This is a genomic window from Pseudonocardia terrae (genome assembly GCF_021343995.1).
Taxonomy (GTDB): Bacteria; Actinomycetota; Actinomycetes; order Mycobacteriales; family Pseudonocardiaceae; genus Pseudonocardia; species Pseudonocardia terrae.
On record NZ_JAJTTE010000031.1, the window covers coordinates 60,490 to 81,397 of the forward strand.

Below are 20,908 nucleotides of genomic sequence, written 5' to 3' on the forward strand. Positions count from 1 at the left end.
ACACCCCGTCGACGGGATGTGCCGCGCTCCCTCGGTTGTGCGACCCGCGCGTCCGACACCGCTCCGGGGGCCGGGCCGCCGCTTCCGCCCGACGCTGCTCCGGCCCCTCGACGCCACTTCCGCCCCGGCGCCCCTCCGCCTCGGCGCCCCTCCGCCTCGACGCCCCTCCCGCGCGCCCGAGTCCGCTCCGCTTCCCTCTCCCCTCACGAGCGGGAACGACCCCGGTGCACGGAGGGACCCCGGCACCAGCGAACCCCGCTGCCGCATCCACGAGCTCGCCCGCACCCACGCCCCGCTCCCCGCACACCGCAGAGCATGTGTGCGAAGTGCCGATGAGCTGTGCGGAGGCGAAGCCCCACCGGGCGGACCCCGAAAATGGGGCGGCGGTATCTCGGCCACCGGCACGCCGAACGGCATGCGAGCAGCGTCACGACCACCCGCCGAGACGCCGAACGGGACCCCGGTCCCAGAATCCGGGCAGATCGGCAGGATCCGGGTGTGGAAGGGGGCTTCACCCGTCCGGGCGGCTGCGTGTCGGCGCGGTGATCGCGCCGCTCACCGACGGAGAAGATCGGGACCGCCCCCGGGCGCATGAACCCGCTCGTCCGGGGCACACTTCCGGTTTCCCCCGCGTTACCCTTGCACGGGCAGCGGCCGGATCAGCAGAGACGGCCCGCGCCCGAGCAGCCGAGGAGAGAGATGGGCAGCACGGACGGTGGGGCGTTCCGCCGCATGCTTCGCAAGCTCACCAGCGACGTCGACGTCCTGGACGCGGACGACCTGTCCGAGGATTCCGAGCGTTCCGGCGCGCAGCGCGCGAGCGAGTGTGCGTGCGGCCAGGAGGTGACCATGCTGGGTCGTCTCAGGAGTGTGGAGTTCTGCCCCGAGGACGACAGCAGCGCGCAGCTCCAGGCGGAGCTGTACGACGGCACCGAGGGAGTGACGCTGGTCTGGATGGGTCGACGCCGGATCCCGGGCATCGAGCCCGGCCGGACGATGCGGGTGCGCGGCAGGATCTCGGTCCGCGACGGGCGGAAGGTCCTGTACAACCCGTACTACGAGATCTGCCAGGCCCAGTGACGCCGGGTCCCGAGGGGGACCAGCCGACCACCCGGATCCCGCGGGTGGCCGGCGAGCCGGCGGACCACGACTCGGCCACGGGGCCGATCCCGCGCGTCCCGGTCGAGGAGACCGCACGCGGCGCCGCCGGGGAGACCGACGGGGACCCGGACGGGGACCCGGACGACGACCCCGCGGAGTCCGAGCGCCGCCCCACGCTCCTCGAGCAGATGGGCGGCATCCCCGGCATCATCGCCTCGACGGTCCCGGTCGCGGTGTTCGTCGTCGCCAACGTCCTGTTCTCGCTCAAGCCCGCCCTGATCGCCGCAGTCGTGGCCGGCGTGCTGGTGGCGCTCTTCCGCATCGCCCGCAGGCAGCCGCTGCAGCCCGCGATCTCCGGGCTGTTCGGCGTGGCGGTCTGCGCGTTCATCGCCTACCGCACCGGCGAGGCCCGCGGGTTCTACCTGCCCGGCCTGCTCTACAGCGCCGCGCTCGGGCTCGCGTTCCTCGTCTCGATCGTCGTGCGGTGGCCGCTCGCCGGGGTGATCTGGCACGCCGTCAACGGGCACGGCCAGGACTGGCGCCGCAACCCCCGCATGCTGAGGGCGTACGGCTGGGCCAGCGCGCTCTGGGCGCTCGTGTTCGCCGCCCGCCTCGTGGTGCAGGGCTGGCTGTACAACGCCGACGAGGAGACCTGGCTCGGCATCGCCCGCCTGGGCATGGGCTACCCGCTGCTCGGCCTCGCGATCGTCGGGACGGTCGTCGCCGTCCGCCGCGCCGAGCGCACCCCCGCCCCGAGCTGACGGCCGCACGCCGCGGACGGGCCGCCGGGCCGAGGCGCGGCGCGTCCCGGAGCCGGCCTCAGGCGTCGACGACCGCCGCCCGGATCTCCTCCTCGACGGCCGCGGTGGCGACGAAGAGCAGCTCGTCGCCCGGCTCCAGCGCGTCGTCGGCCTGCGGGACGAGCACCCGGCCGCCGCGCAGGATCGTGACCAGCGCGGAGTCCGGCGGCAGCGCCAGGTCCCGCACCGGGCGTCCGGCCAGCGGTGTGTGCGTGGGCAGGGTGACCTCGACGAGGTTCGCCTGACCCTGCCGCAGGGTGAGCAGCCGGACCAGGTCGCCGACGGCCACGGCCTCCTCGACCAGGGCCGCGAGCAGCCGCGGGGTGGAGACCGAGACGTCGACGCCCCAGTTCTCGCCGAACAGCCACTCGTTGCGGGGGTCGTTGACCCGCGCGACCACCCGGCGCACCGCGAACTCGGTCTTGGCCAGCAGCGAGACGACGAGGTTGACCTTGTCGTCGCCGGTCGCGGCGATCACGACGTCGCAGCTCTCGATGCCGGCGTCCTCGAGCGTCTGCAGCTCGCAGGCGTCGGCGTGCACCCACTCCGCCTCCTCGACGGCGGCGGGGTCGATGTGGCTGAGGTCGCGCTCGATGAGCATGACCTGGTGCTGGTTCTCCACGAGCTCCCGCGCGATGGAGCGGCCGACGGCTCCGGCCCCGGCGATGGCGACCCTCATGACCTCACGCCCTCTCGGGTTCTCAGGAGTCGGCGGGCGGCGCGGCCGCCGCGGCCGTGACGTCGGAGACCGTGCCCGAGACCGCCGCCACGTAGACGGTGTCGTCGGCCTGCACGGCCGTCTCGCGGGTGGGCAGCACGCCGGTGCCGAACCGGACGAGGAACGCCACCCGGGATCCGGTGGCCTCCTCCAGCTCGCGGATGGGGCGCCCGACCCAGTCCTCGTGCAGCGGCAGGGGCAGGATCGCGACGGTCCCGGCGGGCTCGCGCCAGGCCGTCGCGACGCCGTCGGGCAGCACCATCCGCATGAAGCGGTCCGTGGTCCACGGCACCGTGGCGACGGTGGGGATGCCGAGCCGCTCGTAGACGGCGGCGCGCTTGGCGTCGTAGATCCGGGCGACCACCCGCTCCACGCCGAACGTCTCCCGGGCGACCCGCGCGGAAAGGATGTTGGAGTTGTCACCGGACGAGACGGCGGCGAACGCGTCGGCCTTCTCGATCCCGGCCTCGATGAGCACCTCGCGGTGGAACCCGAACCCGACGACCTGGCGGCCGCGGAAGTCCGTGCCGAGCCGGCGGAAGGCCTGCACGTCCCGGTCGACGACGGAGACCTCGTGGCCGAGGCGTTCGAGCCCTGCGGCGAGGGACGCGCCGACGCGGCCGCATCCCATGATCACGACGTACATCGGATGGGCCCTCCCGGGCTCGGTCGGTCTCACGTTCCGACGGCCGCGGCGCCTGCGAACGGGGCCGGGCTCGTCGTCGGCGCACGCTATCGCGTGGGTCCACCACGGAGAGCATAGGCTTCCGACGTGTCCAAGCTCGGCGTCGCCGTCAAGCGCATTCTCGTCGGTCGACCACAGCGCAGCGACCGGCTGCACAGCACGCTCCTGACCAAGCGGATCGCGCTGCCGGTCTTCGCCTCCGACGCCATGTCGTCGGTCGCGTACGCGCCGGAGGAGATCTTCCTGACCCTGTCGGTCGCGGGCGTCACCTCCTACGCGCTGTCCCCATGGATCGGCGTCGCCGTGGCGATCGTGCTGCTCACGGTGGTGGCGAGCTACCGGCAGAACGTGCACGCGTACCCGTCGGGCGGCGGCGACTACGAGGTGGCGACCGTCAACCTCGGGCGCAAGGCGGGGCTCACCGTGGCGAGCGCGCTGCTCGTCGACTACACGCTCACCGTCGCGGTGTCGATCTCCGCGGCCGCGGCGAACATCGGCGCGCTGGTGCCCTTCGTGGCCGAGCACAAGGTGCTGTTCGCCGTGCTGGCGATCGTCGTGCTCACGGCGATCAACCTGCGGGGGATCCGGGAGGCGGGCGCCGCCTTCGCGGTGCCGGTGTACCTGTTCATGATCGGCATCGGCTCGATGATCCTCTGGGGTCTGACCCGGGTGCTGGTCCTGGGCCAGGACGTCGTGACGGCCAGCACGAACCTGCACCTCGTGGCCGAGGGCGACACCTTCACCGGGCTGGCTCTGGTGCTGCTGATCCTGCGCAGCTTCACCCAGGGCGCGGCGGCGCTGACCGGTGTCGAGGCGATCTCCAACGGCGTGCCGGCCTTCCGCAAGCCCAAGTCCCGCAACGCCGCCACCACGCTGCTGATCATGGGCGTGATCTCGGTGTCCATGTTCCTGGGCCTGCTCGCCCTGGGTCGGCTCACCGGGGTCCAGATCGCCGGGGACCCCGCCACCCAGTTCCCCGACGCGCCCCCGGGCTACCAGCAGCAGACGATGGTCGCCCAGCTGGCCGACGCCGTCTTCTCCGGCTTCCGGCCCGGGTTCTTCTTCGTGGTGATCATGACGGCGCTGATCCTGGCGCTCGCGGCGAACACGGCGTTCAACGGCTTCCCGGTGCTGGGCTCGATCCTCTCCCAGGACCGCTTCCTGCCCCGCCAGCTGCACACCCGCGGCGACCGGCTCGCCTTCTCCAACGGCATCCTGATCCTCGCGGCCTTCGCCGTCGTGCTGGTGATCGGTTTCCAGGCGGAGGTCACCCGCCTGATCCCGCTGTACACGGTGGGCGTGTTCGTGTCGTTCACGCTGAGCCAGACCGGCATGGTGCGGCACTGGAACCGCGAGCTGAGGACGGTGACCGACCCGAGAGAGCGGCGCCGGATGCGCCGCTCGCAGACGATCAACGGGTTCGGCGCGATCATGACCGGGCTCGTCCTGCTCACGGTCCTGGTCACCAAGTTCGTGCTCGGCGCGTGGATCACCATCGTGGCGATGGCCGGGTTCTTCGTGCTGATGGTCGCGATCCAGAAGCACTACGACCGGGTGTCGGCGGAGCTGCAGGCCGGCGAGTCCGACGCCGTGCTGCCGAGCCGCAACCACGCCGTCGTGCTCGTGTCGACCCTGCACAAGCCCACGCTGCGCGCCCTCGCCTACGCCCGGGCGACACGGCCGGACGTGCTGGAGGCGCTCACCGTCAACGTCGACGATGCGGACACCAAGAGACTGATCACGGACTGGGGCAAGCGGAAGATCCCGGTCAAGCTCAAGGTCGTCGAGTCCCCGTACCGGGAGATCACGCGACCGGTCCTGGACTACGTGAAGCGCATCCGCTCGAACACCCCGCGGGACGTCGTGACGGTCTACATCCCGGAGTACGTCGTGGGGCACTGGTGGGAGCAGCTGCTGCACAACCAGTCCGCGCTGCGGCTGAAGAGCCGGCTGCTGTTCCAGCCGGGGGTGATGGTCACGAGCGTGCCCTGGCAGCTGGCCTCCTCGGCCGCCGCCCAGCCGCTCTCGCCGCACTTCGCCCCGGGCGCCTCGCGCCGCGGCTACCCCTCGATGGAGCAGCTGCCCGGCGACCAGACCCCGAGCGCCACCGCCACCCGCAGCGCGGGCACCCGCACCACACCCGGCTCCGACACCCGGAAGGACAGCGGTGACCCGGTCCGCTGAGCGCACCCTCGACTGGACCGACCGCGTGCTCGAGCTGGAGGTCGGCCCGGTCGCCCACGGCGGGCACTGCGTGGCCCGGCACGAGGGCCGCGTGCTCTTCGTCCGGCACGCGCTGCCCGGCGAGCGGGTCCGGGCGGTGGTGACCGAGGACCAGGGCGGGTCGTTCTGCCTGGCCGACACGATCTCGGTGCCGGAGCCCTCGCCGGACCGCGTGCCGGCGCCGTGCCCGTGGGCGCGTGCCGGCGGCTGCGGCGGCTGCGACTTCCAGCACGTCGCGCCGCCCGCGCAGCGCGCCCTCAAGACCACCGTGCTGCGCGAGCAGCTCACCCGCCTCGGCGGCCTGACCGGCGGGCTCGCCGCCTCGGTCGAGGTCGAGGAGCTCCCCGGCGGCCCGCTCGGCTGGCGGCAGCGCCTGCGCCTCGCGGTCGACGACGAGGGCCGGGCCGGGCTGCGCGCCCACCACAGCCACGAGGTCGTCCCGATCTCGGACTGCCTGCTCGCGCCCGCCGGGCTGCTCGACGACCTGCTCCGGCGGCACTGGCGCCCCGGCGACGAGATCGAGGTGGCCGTCGACGCCCGGGGCGAGCGGCACCTCGGCTCGGGCGTGCCGCCGGCGGAGCGCAGCGCCTCGGTGCAGCACGCGGCCGGCCGCGACTGGGAGCTCTCGCCGGGCGCCTTCTGGCAGGTGCACCCGGAGCTGGCCGACACGCTCGCCGGGCTCGTGGGGGAGTGGGCGGCGGCGCCCGCGGGCGGCGCGGCCTGGGACCTCTACGGCGGGGTCGGGCTGTTCGCCGCGGTGCTGGCCAGGCAGGTGGGGCCGACGGGTTCGGTGACGGTCGTCGAGTCGGCGCGGCAGGCCGTGGCCGACGGCGAGCGGGCACTGCGGGACCTGCCGCAGGTGACCTTCCGGTCCGGTCGGGTCGAACGCGTGGTCGCCGGGCTGCCCGACCCGGCCGTCGTCGTCGCCGACCCGCCGCGCAAGGGGCTCGGCAAGGCGATGGTCGAGGAGCTGTGCGGGCGGGGCCCGGAGCGGGTCGTCTACGTGGCCTGCGACCCGGCGGCGCTGGGCCGCGACGTGAGGCTCTTCGCCGCGCGGGGCTACGCGCTCACCGCGCTGCGGTCCTTCGACGCCTTCCCGATGACGCACCACATGGAGTCGGTCGCGCTCTTCGAACCCGAGCGCGACCGCAGCTGATCCGCACGAACGACGGCAGACAGGAGGACCATGGGCATCGCCGAGTACGTCGAGGGGTGGGAGCCCGGAGCGGTCGAGGTGCGGGAGGTCCTGGACCGCGTCCCGTCGGACTCGTTCGCCGGCCTGCTCGACCAGCCCTCGCCGATCGACGCGACCGGGCAGGGGTCGACCGCGCTCCCGCCGCTGTGGACGGCCTTCCACTTCCTCGAGCGGCCCGCCACCTCCGAGCTCGGCGAGGACGGACACCCCCGCGAGGGGCACTTCCTGCCGCCGATCCCGAACCGCCGGCGGATGTTCGCCGGCGGCCGGCTCACCGTGCGCGCGCCGCTGCGCGTGGGCGACGAGGTGACCCGGCGCAGTGCGCTGAGCTCGATCACCCCGAAGTCCGGGCGGTCCGGTGACATGCTGTTCGTCACCCTGTCCCACGAGTACCTGCGCGACGGCGAGGTGGCCCAGGTCGAGGAGCACGACGTCGTCTACCGGGAGCAGGAGCCCGGGGCGGCGCGCGCCGCGACGCCGACGGCCCCGGAGCCGCGCGAGCCCGAGCCGGCGGCGCCGGGGGAGTGGCAGGCGGTGCTGCGTCCCGACGAGGTGCTGCTGTTCCGGATGAGCGCGCTGACCTACAACGCCCACCGGATCCACCACGACCTGCCCTACACCCGCGACGTCGAGGGCTTCCCCGGGCTCGTGGTGCACGGGCCGCTGCTCGCGCTGATGCTGCTCGAGCTGCCCCGCCGGTTCGCGCCGGACCGCCAGGTCGCCGGGTTCTCCTACCGCCTGCGCCGGCCGGCCTTCGCCGGCGCGCCGGTGGTGGCGACGGGCAAGCCCGACGGCTCCGACCTCGTCTGCGGGGTGCCCGGGGCCGACCCGAGCATCACCGGTCAGGTCACCTTCGCCTGATCGCGCGGGCCGTCGGCGGACGGGCCTCAGGACGTCGTGCGCCCGGTGGGGGCCGGAGCCACCGCCGCGGCCGGAGCCACCCCGGCGGCCGGAGCCCTCGCCGCGGCCGGGGTCACCCCCGCGGCCGCGGACGGAGCGGTGGTGGCGGGCGTAGCGGCGGCCGTGGACGTCCCCGGCGCGGTGCCGCCCTGCACCCGGTCCACCAGCCAGGGGAAGGCGTCGGCGAAGGAGGTCGCGGCCACCTGCCAGGTGTGGCCGCCCGGCGTGGTGTGCTGCGTGCAGGCGATGCCCTGCGCCGTCATCGCGGTGCAGAGCTGCGCCGCCTCCTGGGGCTCGCTCCCGTCCGCGCCCGGGTCGGCCTGCCCGCCGAACCCGGAGCCGGTCGGGAGGCGCGGTCCGCCGCGGAACGCGAAGCCGGCCCGTCCGCCGGGCCCGAACCCCGGTCCGCCGCCGGAGGAGTTCTCGAACCAGCCGGCGGTGTCGGCGTAGCGGCCGTGCGCCGCCAGCACGGTGAGCGGGTCGAACCGGGCCCACGCCGCCGCGTTCCCGCCGTACAATCGGCTGATCGTCTCGTCCTTGCCGCCGACGGCCGGGCCGAGGTCACCCGCGATGTCCTCGAAGGTGCCGAAGAGCTCGGGGTGCATCACGGCGAGGTCCACGGCGCAGGTCCCGCCCATCGACCACCCCACGACCCCCCAGCTCGCGGGTCCGGCGGAGGCGCCGAAGCGGGACACGACGTAGGGCCGGACGTCCTCGGTCAGGTGGTCGGCGGAGTTGCCCCGGGGCCCGTTCACGCACTGGGTGTCGTTGTTGAACGACCCGCCCGAGTCGACGAAGACGAGGATCGGCGTGAGGCCCCCGTGCGCGGCCGCGTACCCGTCCACGACGTCCAGGGCGTTGCCGGTGCGGATCCAGTCCGCGGGGGTGTTGAACTCGCCCCCGACCATCATCAGCGCCGGCAGGGCGGGATGGTGGTCGCTCCCGGTGAACCAGGCCGGCGGCAGGTAGACATACTCCTCGCGGTGCGTGAACCCGCTGGCCGTGGCGGGGATGTCCACGCCGACCAGGGCGCCGTGCGCGGGCGGCGTCGGTGCGGCGGCGAGGCTCGCCAGCTGCGCGTCGTCGACCTCGTCCGGCAGCGGACCGGCGGTCGCGGCGCCCCAGGCCTCCTGCACGGTGGGGTAGTAGCCGACCCACTGGTTGAGGACCGAGGCGACGCAGAGCACCGCGAGCGGCACCGCGATGATCGACAGCGCCCGCCGCCACCAGGGCGTCCGCCGCCAGCCGGCGACCGCGACGACGGCCGCGCCGACCGTCACGCCGATCCAGATCCAGAGCACGACGGGCGCCGGGTCGTCCGTCAGCCCGTCGGCGGTGACCTGCTCGCGGACCAGCAGGCTCGCTCCGAGGCCGACCACCGCGGCCACCGGCAGCCACACCAGGTACCACCGCCGCCCGGCGCGGCGCACCAGGACCGCGAGCAGGACGGCGGCCGTGACCGCCGGGATCGCGACAGGGAGCCAGCCGGTCAGCAGGGACAGGCCGTGGCCGTAGTGACCCACCCGGGCACCGTTGCCGCGCCGGCTGGGGACGAGCCCGGAGAAGGCTGTGGACCCGCTGTGAATCGGCGCCGGATCGCGTACCCGCCGGGGCGGTTCCCTCCCGCACCGCCGGCGACGGCCTCCGGTTCGCGCGACCCCACCCCACCCCACCCGTACCCGCCGGGGGGCCGTCCGGGGAGGATGGGGGAGTGACAGGTTCGGTTCCCGCAGCGGCCCCCGCGGCCCCCACCGGGGCGGCGTCGGCTCCGCAGTCCTCGGCCCAGACCACCCCCCAGCCGTCGATCGAGCAGCGCATCGCCGACGAGCTGGGCGTGCGCCGGCACCAGGTCGCCTCGGCCGTCGACCTCCTCGACGAGGGGTCGACCGTGCCGTTCGTGGCCCGCTACCGGAAGGAGGCCACGGGCGGGCTCGACGACGCCCAGCTCCGCACCCTCGAGGAGCGGCTGCGCTACCTGCGCGAGCTGGAGGAGCGGCGGACCGCCGTGCTCGAGGAGATCCGCAAGCAGGGCAAGCTCACCCCCGAGCTGGAGCAGCAGGTGCTGGCCGCCGAGTCGAAGGCCCGGCTCGAGGACGTCTACCTGCCCTACAAGCCCAAGCGCCGCACCAAGGCCATGATCGCCCGGGAGAACGGCCTCGAGCCGCTCGCCGACGCCCTGCTCGCCGACCCCTCGCTGACCCCCGAGGAGGAGGCGGCGAAGTACCTCGGCGAGAACGTCGCCGACGCCGCCGCCGCGCTCGAGGGCGCCCGCGCGATCCTCGTCGAGCGCTTCTCCGAGGAGCCGGACCTCATCGGCGGCCTGCGCGAGCGGATGTGGAGCCGCGGCGTGCTGGTGTCGAAGGTCCGCCCGGGCAGGGAGGCCGGTGACATCGCGGCCGCCAAGTTCGCGGACTACTTCGACTTCTCCGAGCCCTTCACCTCGCTGCCGAGCCACCGCATCCTCGCCGTCTTCCGCGGCGAGAAGGAGGAGGTCCTCGACGTCTCGCTGGAGCCCGACACCGAGCCGGCCGAGCCGGGCGTCCGGACCGACTGGGAGACCCTGATCGCCGCGCACGTCGGCATCTCCGACGAGGGCCGGCCCGCCGACCGGTGGCTCAACGACGTCGTGCGCTGGACCTGGCGCACGCGCATCCTGCTGCACCTGGGCATCGACATCCGGGTGCGGCTGCGCACCGCCGCGGAGGAGGGCGCGATCGGCGTCTTCGCGTCCAACCTGCGCGACCTGCTGCTCGCCGCGCCCGCCGGGACCCGGGCGACGATGGGCCTCGACCCGGGCCTGCGCACCGGCGTGAAGGTCGCGGTGGTCGACGGGACCGGCAAGGTCGTCGCCACGGACACGATCTACCCGCACGAGCCGCGCAAGGACTGGAACGGCGCGCTGGTCACGCTCACCAAGCTGGCCACCGAGCACTCCGTGGACCTGATCGCCATCGGCAACGGCACCGCCTCCCGCGAGACGGACAAGCTGGCCGGCGAGCTCGTGGCGATGAACCCCGGGCTCAAGATGACCAAGGTGATGGTCAGCGAGGCGGGCGCGTCGGTCTACTCGGCCTCGGCGTACGCGTCGGCCGAGCTGCCGGAGCTCGACGTCTCGCTGCGCGGCGCGGTCTCCATCGCGCGCCGGCTGCAGGACCCGCTCGCCGAGCTCGTGAAGATCGACCCGAAGTCGATCGGCGTCGGGCAGTACCAGCACGACCTGCCCGAGACGTCGCTGTCCCGCTCGCTCGACGCGGTGGTCGAGGACTGTGTGAACGCCGTCGGGGTGGACCTGAACTCGGCCTCGGCGCCGCTGCTGCGCCGGGTGTCGGGCATCAGCGAGTCGCTGGCCGCCGCGATCGTGTCCCACCGGGACGCCAACGGCCCCTTCCGCACCCGGACCGCGCTGGCCGACGTCCCGCGGCTGGGCCCGAAGGCCTTCGAGCAGTGCGCCGGCTTCCTCCGGATCCGCGGCGGCGACGAGCCGCTCGACGTCTCCGGCGTGCACCCCGAGTCGTACCCGGTCGTCCGGAAGATGGTCGAGGCCGCGAAGGTCGGCATCGACGAGCTGCTCGGCAACACCACGAAGCTGAAGAACCTGCAGCCGCAGCGGTTCGTCGACGACCGGTTCGGGCTGCCGACGGTCAGCGACATCCTCGCCGAGCTGGAGAAGCCGGGCCGCGACCCGCGCCCGGCCTTCCGCACCGCGACCTTCGCCGAGGGCGTGCACAAGATCGCGGACCTGCGGCCGGGCATGGTTCTCGAGGGCGTGGTCACCAACGTGGCGGCCTTCGGCGCGTTCGTCGACGTCGGCGTCCACCAGGACGGGCTCGTGCACGTCTCGGCGATGTCCAGCCAGTTCGTGTCGGACCCGCGCGAGGTCGTGAAGTCCGGCGACGTCGTCAAGGTCAAGGTGCTCGACGTCGACGAGGACCGGAAGCGGATCTCGCTCACCCTGCGCCTCGACGACGAGCCCGGCAAGGGTGGCGCCGGCGGCCGGCAGAACCGCGGTGGCGGGGATCGGGGCGACCGCGGGGACCGGGGCCCGCGCGACCGCCAGGGCGGCGGCAAGGGCCGCGACCGGCAGGGCGGTCAGGGTGGCAAGAGCGGCCAGGGTGGCAAGGGCGGCCAGGGCCGGCAGGGCGGGCAGCGCAACCGGCAGGACAAGCCGGCCCCGCTGAACAACGCCATGGCCGATGCCCTGAAGCGCGCCGGCTTCAAGTAGGCGGACGGCCCGACGGCGGCGGTCGCTCCGGCGGCCGCCGCTGTCACTGTCGTCGCCGCCGTCACCGCGTCACCGTCGTCACGGTCGTCGCTGTCGTCGCTGTCGTCACCGCCGCCGGATCAGCCGACGAGGCGGCGGGTGAGCAGGTCGAGGTCGTCCGGGTCGGTGCCGTGGGCCAGCAGGTGCCCGCGCAGGCCGCCCGGGTGGGCCTCCATGTCGTCGAGCACCGCCTCCAGGGCCGCGCGGTCGACCCCGAACCGGCCCTGGCGGCCTCGGTCACGAGCAGCCGGTAGGCCCAGGCGAGGTCCCGCTCGCCGGCCGGGGTCGCGGCCACGACGTCGGGCGCGAGCGAGACGCCGAGCGGCACCTCGTGCACCTCGGCGACCGCGGCGAGCGGGTGGTCGAGGCCGCGGGTCTCGTCGCGCGAGCGCAGGTCGACGACCGTGCGGGGGACGAACGTCGCGCGGTCGCCGGGCTGCGGGGCGTCGCTGCGGAGGTACTCGCCGGCGCGCACGCGGCGCCCGTCGGTGGTCGGCAGGCCGCCGACGTCGCGGGGGTTGGCCGGGGTGCGCAGTTCCAGGGCAGCGAGATGCTCACCCGACCGAGGGTCCCCGCGGTCGGTGAACGCCAGGTGGAATGGTGACCGGAGGCACGTCCGGTTCCCTGCGGATCACCGTGGCGGCCCGATCACGGCCGTGAACAGGGTGAACGAACCGGGAACACGTGGGCGCCGACGTGTGTTGATCCCCCTGTAGGCGGGCAGGACCCCGGCCCGCTGCGATCTCCCGCGACCCACCGTGTGACAATGGGTGCCGTCGGCTGTCAGCGATGACGTCAGCCGAGAGCCCCATGGTCCTTTTCGGCGGTACCGAGCCGCTCCGGGCCCGCGGGCTTCCCCGCGGGTGCGCCGTCCGTCCGGATGTCGGTCGGCCACCCCGCTGCGACGAGGACATGAGTGAGCACTCTGCTGGACCTGCCCGAGAACGACTTCGACGACTTCGAGAACGACCTCGCCTCCGGGCGTGAGGACGGCGACGAGACGCAGGACGCCGCCGAGAACGACACCGACAACGACACCGCGGACGACACCGGCGCCGGCTTCGCCGAGCTGGGCCTCGCGCCCGGCATCCTCGGCGTGCTCGCCGAGCTCGGCTACGAGAGCCCCAGCCCGATCCAGGCCGAGGCGATCCCCTCGCTGATCGAGGGGCGCGACCTGCTGGGTCAGGCCGCCACCGGCACCGGCAAGACCGCCGCGTTCGGGCTGCCGCTGCTGCAGCGCCTGAGCGAGACCGACCGCGGCGGCGAGCGCCGCCCCTACGGCCTGGTCCTCGCCCCCACCCGCGAGCTGGCCATGCAGGTCAACGAGGCGATCACCCGCTACGGCTCCGCGATCGGCGCGCGCGTGCTGGCCGTGTACGGGGGCGCCCCGATCGGCCCGCAGCTCGGCGCGCTCAAGCGCGGCGTCGACGTCGTCGTGGCCACCCCGGGCCGCGCGATCGACCTGATGAACCGCGGCGCGCTCTCCCTCGACGCCCTCGCGACCGTCGTCCTCGACGAGGCCGACGAGATGCTCGACATGGGCTTCGCCGAGGACATCGAGACGATCCTGCAGGCCACCCCGGCGGACCGGCAGGCGGTGCTGTTCTCCGCCACCATGCCGCGCCGGATCGAGTCGCTGGCCCGCGAGTACCTGCAGAACCCGGTGACCGTGCGCATCGCGCGCGAGGAGGTTCCGGCGGGCGAGGCGCCGCGCGTGCGGCAGACCGCCTACATGGTGCCGCGCACCCACACCACCACCGCGCTCGGCCGGATCCTGGAGCTCGAGCGGCCCACCGCCGCCATCGTGTTCTGCCGCACCCGGGCGGACGTCGACGCCGTCACCGAGACCCTCACCGCCCGCGGCCTGCGGGCCGAGGCCCTGCACGGCGGCATGGACCAGGAGCACCGCACCCGCGTCGTCGAGCGGCTGCGCTCGGGTCGCACGGACCTGCTGGTCGCGACGGACGTCGCGGCCCGCGGGCTGGACATCGAGCAGCTCACGCACGTGGTCAACCACGACGTGCCGAAGTCGCCCGAGGCCTACGTGCACCGCATCGGCCGGGTCGGCCGGGCGGGTCGCGAGGGCGTCGCGATCACGCTGGTGCCCTCCGGTGCGATCCGCCACCTGCGCAACATCGAGCGGCTGATCGGCAAGAGCGTGCCGGTCGCCCCGGTGCCCACCGTCGCGGACCTCAAGCAGGCCCGCCTCGAGCGCACCCGCACCGAGCTGCGCGAGCAGCTCGTGGCGGACCTGCGCGCCCCTGTGACACTGAACTCGGGCGACGCGGACCCGGACGGCGTCCGGGCCATGGTCGAGTCGCTGGCCGGGGAGTTCGACGCGCTCGACGTGGCCGCCGCCGCGGTGCGGATCGCCCGCGCCGGCAGCACGACCGCGGACGACGAGATCGACATCCCGACGCTGTCCGCGCCCCGCGAGGGCCGCGGTCCCCGCGACCGTGACCGCGGTCCGCGCGAGGGCCGTCCGGGCGGCCGGGGCCAGGGTGCCCGCCCGCCGAGGGCCGGCGCCACGCGGCTGTTCGTCTCCGCGGGCCGGGCCGCGGGCATCCGCCCGCAGGACATCGTGGGCGCGCTGGCCAACGAGTCGCGGCTGTCCGGCCGGGACATCGGGGCCATCCAGATCCACGAGCGGCACTCGCTGGTCGAGATCCCCGAGCACGCGGCCGACGACGTGTTGCGCTCGCTGCGGGGCGTCACCACGCTGAAGGGCCGGCGGGCCAACGTCCGCCGGGACCGCGCCACGAACTGAGCGCCCCCCGCGGGCGCCACGGACTGACCCGCGCACGGCGAAGGGCCCCGCACCTCGGTCGAGGTGCGGGGCCCTTCCGCGTTCCGGGCGTTCCCTAGTGGATCTCCACCGGGTCGCCGACCTCCAGGTCGTCGTACCAGGCCACGGCGTCGTCGTGGGCGAGGTGCACGCAGCCCGCGGACGGGTTCTGCGGGTTGCCCTCGTGGAAGGCGATGCCGCCGTCGGCGAAGAACACCGAGTAGGGCATCGCGGCGTTGTTGAACTCCGCCGACCTGTGGTTCATGTCCTTCCACTGAACCTCGAAGTCCCCGGTGGGGGTCTCCTTGCCCTGCCCGCCGTGCGAGATGCCGACGGGGCCGCGGGTGATCTTCCCGTCGTGGATCAGCCAGGCCTGGTTGTGGGCGAGGTCGACGCAGGCCCGGGCCTGCTTGGAGCACGGCGTGCCGTCGGTCTGGTTCCAGTGCCCGCCGTGCCCGTCGTCGGCGAACGCCGCGCCGGTGAGGGCCGCGCCGCCGAGCAGCGCGGTGAGCGCGCCGGCCGCGGCGAGCCCCGTGATGCGTCGCCGGCCGCCCTCGGCGCGCCAGGCGTGTCGTGCCATCTTCTCGTCGTCCCTTCGCCCGTTCCCGAAGGCCGCAACGACCGCGCGCGGTACAGGTGACGGGCCGTGACCGCAACTCGACCGGACGCGCCCGGAGTCCGGATCGTCCCCGCCGGTCCCGGTCCTCGTGAGGCCTGCCGAGACGGGCGCGAAGGAGCACCATGAGCGGCGGATCACCACCGAGCCGGACCACACCGAGCCGGACCACACCGAGCCCCACCACACCGAGCCCACCACACCGCGATCGACGAGGAGCGCCTGCCATGCCCGATCTGAAGCCCCGGTCCCGCCAGGTCACCGACGGCATCGAGCGCACGGCCGCCCGCGGCATGCTCCGCGCCGTCGGGATGCGCGACGCGGACTTCGCCAAGCCGCAGATCGGCATCGCGTCGAGCTGGAACGAGATCACCCCCTGCAACCTGTCCCTGCAACGCCTGGCGCAGGCGGCGAAGGAGGGCGTGCACCGCGCGGGCGGCTACCCGATGGAGTTCGGCACGATCTCGGTGTCCGACGGCATCTCCATGGGGCACGTCGGCATGCACTACTCGCTGGTCAGCCGCGAGATCATCGCCGACTCCGTGGAGACCGTCGTGGAGGCCGAGCGGCTCGACGGCACCGTCCTGCTCGCCGGCTGCGACAAGTCCCTGCCCGGGATGCTGATGGCCGCCGCCCGGCTCGACCTGGCCGGCGTGTTCGTCTACGCCGGGTCGATCCTGCCGGGACACGTCGACGGCCGCGAGGTCAACATCGCCGACGCCTTCGAGGCCGTCGGGGCGTGCGCGCGCGGCCTGATCAGCCGCGAGGAGCTGACCGAGATCGAGCGGGCCATCTGTCCCGGCGAGGGCGCGTGCGGAGGCATGTACACGGCGAACACGATGGCCAGCGCCGCCGAGGCGCTCGGCATGGCGCTGCCGGGCTCGGCCAGCCCGCCCGCCGTCGACCGCCGGCGCGACGGCATCGCCCGGGCCTCCGGGGAGGCCGTGATCGGGCTGCTGGAGCGGGGGATCACCGCCCGGCAGATCCTGACCCGCGAGGCGTTCGAGAACGCGATCGCCGTCGTCCTGGCGTTCGGCGGGTCGACCAACGCCGTCCTGCACCTGCTCGCGATCGCCGCCGAAGCGGGCGTGCCGCTCGAGCTCGACGACTTCAACCGGATCGGCGACCGCGTCCCGCACCTCGCCGACGTCAAACCCTTCGGCGCACACGTGATGAGCACGGTCGACCAGGTCGGCGGCGTGCCCGTCGTGATGAAGGCACTGCTCGACGCCGGCCTCCTGCACGGCGACGCCCTCACCGTCACCGGGCGCACCGTCGCCGAGAACCTCGCGGAGATCGACCCGCCGGGACTCGACGGCACGGTGATCCGCGCCCTGAGCGACCCCATCCACCCGACGGGCGGGCTCACCATCCTGCGCGGCTCGCTGGCCCCGGACGGCGCCGTGGTCAAGTCCGCGGGCTTCGACGCCGCCGAGTTCCGCGGGCGGGCCCGGGTGTTCGACGGCGAGCAGGGTGCGCTCGACGCCGTCGCGGACGGCACGGTCGTCCCGGGCGACGTCGTGGTGATCCGGTACGAGGGCCCGCGCGGCGGGCCCGGGATGCGGGAGATGCTCGCCGTCACCGGGATGATCAAGGGCGCCGGGCTGGGCAAGGAGGTGCTGCTGGTCACCGACGGCCGGTTCTCCGGGGCGACGACCGGGCTGTGCATCGGCCACGTCGCACCCGAGGCGACCGACGGCGGCACCATCGCACTGGTGCAGGACGGCGACTCGATCGTGTTGAACATGGCCACGAAGACGCTCGACCTCGACGTCGGTGAGGAGGAGCTGGAGAAGCGGCGGGCGGGCTGGACCCCGCGCGACCCGGGGCGGCGTCGGGGCGTGCTGGCGAAGTACGCGAGACTCGTGGGGTCGGCGGCGCAGGGTGCGGTCTGCTCCCAGGACTGACCGCCGCGCCGGAACGCGGACGAGGAGCGGTGTGGGCAAGAAGCAGCAGGCGCGGGGCCAGAAGCGGGCGGCGAAGGTCGCGGCGCGGCGGAAGAAGGTCAGGCGGTCTCCCGAGCCGCTGCGTCCCGTCGTGACCCTGCCCGGCGTCGATCAGTACGGCCTCGACGACCACGACCCCGCCCGGGTCGAGGAGCTGCAGCCCGTCGACGAGATGCGCTACGCCGTGGCGGAGATCCGCACGGTGCGCGCGGTCGGGCCGTACGACGGCAACCCCGAGTGGCTCGAGGTCATGGAGGCCAACGTCGACGCCCTCGCCGGGGCGGGGGAGGACGACCTGGTCGTCGAGATCATCGACGACCGGGTGCGGCGGGCCGTCGGGGACACCCTCGCCTCCTCCTCGCCGGAGCCGGCCCGCGAGGAGGTCCGCTGCCTCGTGGCGTCGGACGGCGAGATCGCCCCGCCCGACCTGGCCCCGGGCGACCCCGGCGGCGCCCCCGCCCAGGCCCTCGCCTTCGCCGTGCTGCTCGGCTGGCTCGCCAACAGCGGCCCGCGCCCGATCCCGGCGTCCGCCCGCACCCGGGTGCCGGAATGGGTCCGTTCGACCCTCGGCGACGGACCGGCCTCCGCGGTCGACCGCGTGATCGGCATCGTCGGCTCGGACGCCGACCGGGCGGAGGCGATCGGCCCGGTGGCCGAGGAGCTGGGCGACGACTACCTCGCCGCCCTCATGTGGATCTCCGCCGGCCTGGTCGCCCTCTACGGCGAGGGCTCCGTCGACGACTACCTGCCCACGCCCGCCGCCGAGGGGTGAGATCAGCACCAGTGCTCTCGGACGGCCCCGGACAGCGCTGGTGCTCATCGCACGACCCTGCCCGTCAGGCCGAGCGCGCCCGGCCCTCCTCCCACGCCTTCTCCAGCAGCTGCAGGAGGGTGTCGGCGGGTTGGGCGCCGGAGGCGCCGTAGGTCGCGTCGACCGCGAAGAAGGGGACGCCCGTGATGCCGTAGCGGCGGGCCTGGTCCTCGTCGGAGCGCACCGCGTCGAGGTACTCGTCGGAGCCCAGGACGCGGTCGACGGCCGCGGTCGGCAGCCCGGCGTCGACGGCGAGGCGGCGCAGGGCCTCCGGCTCGCCGATCGGCTCGCCCTCGGTGAAGTACCCGCGCTGCAGCCGCTCCTTCAGCGTCTCCTGCAGCGCCGCGCCGCCGGCGTCCCAGGCCAGGTGCAGCAGGCGGTGGGCGTCGACCGTCGAGCCGTCCTGCGCGTCGTCGAACCGGAACTCGACGCCCTCGGCGGCCCCCATCGCCGTCATGCGGTCGTGCATCGCGCGGACCTGCGCGCGGTCGCTGCCGAACTTCGCGGCGAGCCGCTCCTCGCGGTCGCCCTCGTGCCGCCGCGGCGCCCCGGGGTCCAGCTCGTAGCTGCGGTAGCGCACCTCGACCTCGTCGGCGTGCGGGAAGCGGGCGAGCGCCGCGGCGAACCGGCGCCGGCCGAGGGCGCACCACGGGCAGACGACGTCGGACCAGATCTCCACCTTCACCCTCCGTCGAACCCGGAAGGAGTCAACGCGATTCCGCCGTCCGGCTCACAGGGTCCTCTCAGCGCCGTCCTACCGCTTCGCGAGCGGTTCGGTCCAAGGTCGAGGAGTGGTGTTGAGGGGGAGACGGGGAACAGGGGAGCGTGCGAGGCGGCCGGAGGGGCCGGACCGGGACATCGTGGCCCGGGCGTCGGCAGGGGACTCGACGGCGATCGAGGAGGTCCTGCGGATCGTGCGGCCGTTCGCGCTGCGCTACTGCCGCGCGCGGATGGGGACGGCGCTGCCGGGCCTGGCGGCCGAGGACCTGGCCCAGCAGGTCTGCATCGGCGTGCTCGGGGCGCTGCCCCGGTACGAGGACCGCGGCCGGCCGTTCCTGGCGCTGGTGCACCGGATCGCCGTGCACGAGGTGGGCGACGCCTACCGCGCCGCCGCGCGCAGCCCGGAGCTGGCCGATCTCGTCCCGGACCGGCCGGACCACGCCGCCGGGCCGGAGGAACGGGCCCTGGTGCACGACGACCTCGTGCGGCTGCGCCCGGCCCTCGACCGGCTGAGCGCGGCGGCCCGCGAGGTCCTCGTGCTGCGGGTCGCGCTGGGTCTCTCCGCCGACGAGACCGCGCAGGTCGTGGGCAGCACGCCGGGTGCGGTCCGGGCGATGCAGCACCGTGCACTGAACACGTTGCGCCGGCACGCGGAGGCGGAGGGGATCACCCCGGGTGCCTCCGGCGCGATCCCGGCCCGGTCCCGGGCTCGATCAGCGGGGTGACCACGGAGATCACGGAGATCACAGCCGGCTGAGCTGCGGCGCGCCGGGATGTCCGGCCCCCTTACCTGCCGGCAACACGCCGGATGCGGTGCCGACACACGGGAGATCCACCGTGGCGGTATGCAGGAGAGCGTCGCAGGCCCCGTGGGTGGCCGTGAGCACGCGGGGGAAGCCCTGGCCGCGGCCGGCCCGTCGCCGACCTCGGGCGTCGGGGTGATCGTGCCGTTCGACTTCGCGCTCGACCGTGAGCTCTGGCGCTGGGTGCCCGACGACGCCGCGCTGCACGTCACGCGCACGCCGTTCGTGCCGTCGCCGGTCACCGCCGAGATGGCGCGGGCGATCTCCGACCCGGAACCGGTGCGCCGCGCCACCCGGGACGTGCTGGTCCCGGAGCCCGGAGTGGTCGCCTACGCCTGCACCTCCGGCAGCTTCGTCGACGGCGCCGCGGGGGAGATCGCGCTGACCGGGGTGATCCGCGAGGCGGGCGCGCCGCACGCGCTCACCACGGCCGGGGCGCTCGTCGAGGGCCTGCGGTCGCTCGAGGTGGACCGGGTCGCCGTCGTCACGCCGTACGTCGACGACCTCACCCGCCGGCTCGAGGAGTTCCTCGCCGCCCACGGGGTCGCGACGGTCGCGAGCGTCGGGCTGGGGCTGCTCGGCCAGATCTGGCGGGTGTCCTACGAGGAGGTCGTGCGCGCGGTCCGCGCCGCCGACCGGCCCGAAGCCGAGGCCGTGTTCATCAGCTGCACCAACCTGTCCACCTACGACGTGATCGCCCCGCTGGAGCGGCTGCTCGGCAAGCCGGTGATCACGGCGAACCAGGTGACGATGTGGGCCGCGCTGCGGGCCGTCGGGCACCGCGCCGTCGGGCCCGGGCAGTCGCTGATCCACGGCACGGCCGGGTCCACCCCGCCACCGCACCTGCGCGTGGTGCCGGACCAGCCGGCGCCGCGCGACGACGCCGGCACCGACACCGAGCCCGGCGGCCGTGGTCCCGGCGGGCCCGGCGACCCGCCGGTGCTGCACAAGGTCCGCGTCCGGCTGCCCGACGAGTCCGGCGCACTCGCGCGGCTCACCGAGGCGGTCGCCCGCGCCGAGGGCAACATCCTCGGGCTCGCCGTGCACGGGCAGGACTCGCGCTCGGTGGTCGACGAGATGTTCGTCGGCTCCACGCGGGGCGCCGACGAGCTCGCCCGCGCCCTCCGCGAGGGGCTCGGCACGACCGACCCCGGCGCCGTGCTCGTCACCCCGGCCGACCCGCACGACCTGGTCGACGCGCCCACCCGCGCCCTCGACCTCGCGGTGCAGGCCGTCGGCGGGGCGGCCGCGGGGGACCGCTCCGCGCTGGCCAGGGGTCTGGGCGCGCTGGTGCACGCCGACGACGTCCGGCTCCGGCCGACCGAACCCCCGCACCACCCGCAC

The 20,908-nt window shown here is 74.5% G+C and carries 16 protein-coding genes and 1 pseudogene; 11 read left to right on the plus strand and 6 right to left on the minus strand.

The window, feature by feature from the left end; all coding sequences use genetic code 11:
• The first annotated feature begins 699 nt into the window (after positions 1-699).
• Together LWC33_RS20830 and LWC33_RS20835 are read left to right on the plus strand one after the other, a co-directional pair.
• Positions 700-1,080, plus strand: a complete 381-nt coding sequence (locus LWC33_RS20830; protein ID WP_037051928.1) for an OB-fold nucleic acid binding domain-containing protein — start codon at positions 700-702, stop codon at positions 1,078-1,080.
• Entirely contained in the window at positions 1,077-1,862 is a 786-nt protein-coding gene (locus LWC33_RS20835; RefSeq protein WP_233306099.1) for a DUF3159 domain-containing protein, read from the plus strand. Before LWC33_RS20830 ends, LWC33_RS20835 begins: the two co-directional genes overlap by 4 nt.
• Before the next feature lie 58 nt (positions 1,863-1,920).
• Here LWC33_RS20835 and LWC33_RS20840 read toward each other — a convergent pair whose 3' ends face one another.
• Both LWC33_RS20840 and LWC33_RS20845 read right to left on the minus strand, forming a co-directional pair.
• Positions 1,921-2,580 carry a potassium channel family protein gene (locus LWC33_RS20840; RefSeq protein ID WP_233306100.1) on the minus strand — a complete coding sequence of 220 codons (660 nt, stop codon included), beginning with the start codon at positions 2,578-2,580 and terminating at the stop codon, positions 1,921-1,923.
• A gap of 22 nt (positions 2,581-2,602) precedes the next feature.
• Entirely contained in the window at positions 2,603-3,265 is a 663-nt protein-coding gene (locus LWC33_RS20845) for a potassium channel family protein (protein ID WP_233306101.1), read from the minus strand.
• A gap of 126 nt (positions 3,266-3,391) precedes the next feature.
• Between LWC33_RS20845 and LWC33_RS20850 the strand changes: the two genes are divergently transcribed.
• Genes LWC33_RS20850 through LWC33_RS20860 form a run of 3 tightly spaced genes read left to right on the plus strand, consistent with a single transcriptional unit; the run spans position 3,392 to position 7,583 of the window.
• Positions 3,392-5,488 carry an APC family permease gene (locus LWC33_RS20850; protein WP_233306102.1) on the plus strand — a complete coding sequence of 699 codons (2,097 nt, stop codon included), beginning with the start codon at positions 3,392-3,394 and terminating at the stop codon, positions 5,486-5,488.
• Positions 5,472-6,683, plus strand: a complete 1,212-nt coding sequence (locus LWC33_RS20855; RefSeq protein ID WP_233306103.1) for a class I SAM-dependent RNA methyltransferase — start codon at positions 5,472-5,474, stop codon at positions 6,681-6,683. Before LWC33_RS20850 ends, LWC33_RS20855 begins: the two co-directional genes overlap by 17 nt.
• Before the next feature lie 30 nt (positions 6,684-6,713).
• The gene (locus tag LWC33_RS20860; RefSeq protein ID WP_233306104.1) at positions 6,714-7,583 is read left to right on the plus strand and encodes an HTD2 family dehydratase; all 870 of its coding nucleotides are present in this window, start codon (positions 6,714-6,716) and stop codon (positions 7,581-7,583) included.
• 26 nt (positions 7,584-7,609) lie between these two features.
• On the opposite strand, the gene LWC33_RS20865 is transcribed toward LWC33_RS20860, so the two are convergent.
• Entirely contained in the window at positions 7,610-9,145 is a 1,536-nt protein-coding gene (locus LWC33_RS20865) for an alpha/beta hydrolase (protein WP_233306105.1), read from the minus strand.
• 281 nt (positions 9,146-9,426) lie between these two features.
• Here LWC33_RS20865 and LWC33_RS20870 point away from each other — a divergent pair, with 281 nt between their 5' ends.
• Positions 9,427-11,844, plus strand: coding sequence for a Tex family protein (locus LWC33_RS20870; protein ID WP_233306123.1), 2,418 nt, complete (start codon positions 9,427-9,429; stop codon positions 11,842-11,844).
• Positions 11,845-11,905: 61 nt separating this feature from the next.
• On the opposite strand, the gene LWC33_RS20875 is transcribed toward LWC33_RS20870, so the two are convergent.
• Positions 11,906-12,475 carry a tyrosine-protein phosphatase gene (locus LWC33_RS20875; protein WP_308190978.1) on the minus strand — a complete coding sequence of 190 codons (570 nt, stop codon included), beginning with the start codon at positions 12,473-12,475 and terminating at the stop codon, positions 11,906-11,908.
• Between the two features lie 324 nt (positions 12,476-12,799).
• On the opposite strand from LWC33_RS20875, the gene LWC33_RS20880 reads away from it, so the two are divergent.
• Entirely contained in the window at positions 12,800-14,650 is a 1,851-nt protein-coding gene (locus tag LWC33_RS20880; protein WP_372476662.1) for a DEAD/DEAH box helicase, read from the plus strand.
• A 94-nt stretch (positions 14,651-14,744) separates the two neighbouring features.
• Here LWC33_RS20880 and LWC33_RS20885 read toward each other — a convergent pair whose 3' ends face one another.
• Complete coding sequence (locus LWC33_RS20885; RefSeq protein WP_233306107.1) at positions 14,745-15,248, minus strand: L,D-transpeptidase; 504 nt, start codon at positions 15,246-15,248, stop codon at positions 14,745-14,747.
• A gap of 263 nt (positions 15,249-15,511) precedes the next feature.
• Between LWC33_RS20885 and ilvD the strand changes: the two genes are divergently transcribed.
• Both ilvD and LWC33_RS20895 read left to right on the plus strand, forming a co-directional pair.
• Positions 15,512-17,191: a dihydroxy-acid dehydratase gene (gene ilvD / locus LWC33_RS20890; protein ID WP_233306108.1), complete on the plus strand. Its 1,680-nt coding sequence runs from the start codon at positions 15,512-15,514 to the stop codon at positions 17,189-17,191.
• 31 nt (positions 17,192-17,222) lie between these two features.
• Entirely contained in the window at positions 17,223-18,002 is a 780-nt protein-coding gene (locus LWC33_RS20895; protein ID WP_233306109.1) for a hypothetical protein, read from the plus strand.
• Positions 18,003-18,066: 64 nt separating this feature from the next.
• Here LWC33_RS20895 and LWC33_RS20900 read toward each other — a convergent pair whose 3' ends face one another.
• Positions 18,067-18,720 carry a DsbA family oxidoreductase gene (locus LWC33_RS20900; RefSeq protein ID WP_233306110.1) on the minus strand — a complete coding sequence of 218 codons (654 nt, stop codon included), beginning with the start codon at positions 18,718-18,720 and terminating at the stop codon, positions 18,067-18,069.
• 181 nt (positions 18,721-18,901) lie between these two features.
• On the opposite strand from LWC33_RS20900, the gene shbA reads away from it, so the two are divergent.
• Positions 18,902-19,486: an RNA polymerase sigma factor ShbA gene (shbA, locus tag LWC33_RS20905; protein ID WP_233306111.1), complete on the plus strand. Its 585-nt coding sequence runs from the start codon at positions 18,902-18,904 to the stop codon at positions 19,484-19,486.
• Positions 19,487-19,606: 120 nt separating this feature from the next.
• Positions 19,607-20,371: pseudogene (locus LWC33_RS20910) on the plus strand (maleate cis-trans isomerase family protein); the annotation flags it as partial.
• Positions 20,372-20,908 lie beyond the last annotated feature (537 nt).

Coding starts and splice junctions, on each gene's coding strand:
- LWC33_RS20830 (WP_037051928.1), top strand. CDS start 700: ATGGGCAGCACGGACGGTGGGGCGTTCCGCCGCATGCTTCGCAAGCTC.
- LWC33_RS20840 (WP_233306100.1), bottom strand. CDS start 2,580: ATGAGGGTCGCCATCGCCGGGGCCGGAGCCGTCGGCCGCTCCATCGCG.
- LWC33_RS20845 (WP_233306101.1), bottom strand. CDS start 3,265: ATGTACGTCGTGATCATGGGATGCGGCCGCGTCGGCGCGTCCCTCGCC.
- LWC33_RS20860 (WP_233306104.1), top strand. CDS start 6,714: ATGGGCATCGCCGAGTACGTCGAGGGGTGGGAGCCCGGAGCGGTCGAG.
- LWC33_RS20885 (WP_233306107.1), bottom strand. CDS start 15,248: ATGGCACGACACGCCTGGCGCGCCGAGGGCGGCCGGCGACGCATCACG.
- ilvD (WP_233306108.1), top strand. CDS start 15,512: ATGCCCGATCTGAAGCCCCGGTCCCGCCAGGTCACCGACGGCATCGAG.